Annotated in this window: 2 protein-coding genes; both read left to right on the forward strand. The window is 69.8% G+C overall.

Features of this window, described 5'->3' with window-relative positions; all coding sequences use genetic code 11:
• A partial coding sequence (locus BN903_RS14915) for a DUF6517 family protein (RefSeq protein ID WP_048078479.1) occupies nucleotides 1-564 on the forward strand: 564 nt, incomplete at its 5' end.
• Nucleotides 565-669: 105 nt separating this feature from the next.
• Nucleotides 670-1,779: a DUF373 family protein gene (locus BN903_RS14920; RefSeq protein ID WP_048078481.1), complete on the forward strand. Its 1,110-nt coding sequence runs from the start codon at nucleotides 670-672 to the stop codon at nucleotides 1,777-1,779.
• Nucleotides 1,780-1,834 lie beyond the last annotated feature (55 nt).

Consider the following 1,834-nt stretch of genomic DNA (forward strand, 5'->3'; position numbering starts at 1 on the left):
CCGGCCGAGTTCACCGCCGGCACGGCGACGGTCGCCGACGGGACCCTCTCCGACACCGGCTACGAGCTGAACGACGTGAGCGAGGAGACCCTCTCTCGGGAGGTCGAGGCCGCCGGACAGACCCGGGAGGTCCGCGTGACGAACACCGTCGCCGAGTACGACAAGGCGGTCGAGCTGTTCGGCGAGCGCTATCAGGCCGCCGTCTTCGCGGCGGTGACGACGCCGCGGATCGAGGTACTCGGGCAGGCGCTCAACCCCGTCGCCGAGTTCAGCACGCGTGAGCGGGCCGAGATCATCCTGAACCGCTTCGAGAACGTCGGCGACTTAGAGCGCGGGTCGGAGTACACGACGACCGTCCTCGAAAGCGACGCCGACGTGGTCGTGTACACGGCGCAAGGCGAGATCGAAGGCACCGGCGCGAGCACCGAACTGGAGCTTCACATCGGCGAGCCCGTCTCGGTCGACGACGACTTCGTCCTCCCGCTCGCGGCGTATCCGGCCGCGTTCAGCGACGGCGAGAACGTCCGGCTCATGATGAACGGGATCGAACACGAGTCGGACTGACGGGTCGCCGCCGCCCCCGACTCTCGGCTCGACCGGGTCGCGCCCGCGAGGGGCGCGCCGTCGCGAGCCGAAAACATATCCCGACCCCTCGCGTAGCCCGGGATGATGCTGCTCGTCCTCTGTGTCGACCTCGACGACGACCTCGGCCGGAAGACGGGGATCCCCACCCCCGTCATCGGCGACGAGGACGTCACCGAGGCCGCGGTCGCGCTCGCGACCGCCGACCCCGAGGACTCCGACGTCAACGTGCTCTTTCAGGGCGTGAACGTCCACGACGAGCTGGCCGCCGAGGGCGAGGTCGTCGAGGTCGCGGCCGTCACCGGCGTCGACGGTCCCGACGTGAAGGCGAACCGCGCCGTAGGCCAAGAGGTCGACCGCGTCCTCGCCGAGCTGTCGACCGGTGAGGAGGTCTCGGCGGTCGTGATCACCGACGGGGCCCAAGACGAGTCCGTCCTCCCCGTGATCCGCTCGCGGATGCCGATCGACGGGATGCGACGCGTCGTCGTCCGGCAGGCGCAAGACCTCGAATCGCTCTACTACACGATCAAGCAGGTGCTGGCCGACCCGGAGACCCGCGGAACGATCCTCATCCCGCTGGGCGTCCTCCTACTGATCTACCCGCTCGTCGTCGTCGCGAACCTCTTCGACGTCGCCGGCGCGGCGGTGCTCGGAATCTTATCCGGCGCGGTCGGTCTCTACTCGCTGTTCCGCGGGCTGGGACTCGAAGAGACCGTCGACGGCGCGGCCGAGAGCGTCCGCAACGTCCTCTACACGGGCCGCGTGACCCTCGTCACGTACGTCGTCGCGCTCGCGCTGATCGTCGTCGGCGGGGTTCAGGGGATCGACACGGTCGACGCCGTCCGCGGCGTTCAGGGCGGGTCGCTCGCCGGCGGCACCGCCCTCGCCGCGTTCGTCCACGGGTTCGTCCAGTGGCTCAGCGTCGCCGGCGTCACCTCCAGTCTCGGTCAGATAACCGACGAGTACCTCGCCGGGCGGTTTCGGTGGCGCTACCTGAACGCGCCCTTCTACGTGGTGTCCATCGCCGTCGTACTGTTCGCGGTCTCCGGGTTCTTCCTCCCGGACGCGCCGGGCGTGACGGCGCTCGGACTCTCGGAGCTGGCGATGGCGCTCGCGGCGGGGACGCTCATCGGCGTGTTGAGCACGCTCGCGTTCGCGGTCGCGGAGTCGCAGCTGCCGTCGGCGGACCCAGTGTGAGGAGAGGCGTCCGCGAGGCGGAGCGAGGCCGACCGATCTGTAGGGCGAAACGGGG

It is taken from the genome of Halorubrum sp. AJ67, assembly GCF_000513435.1.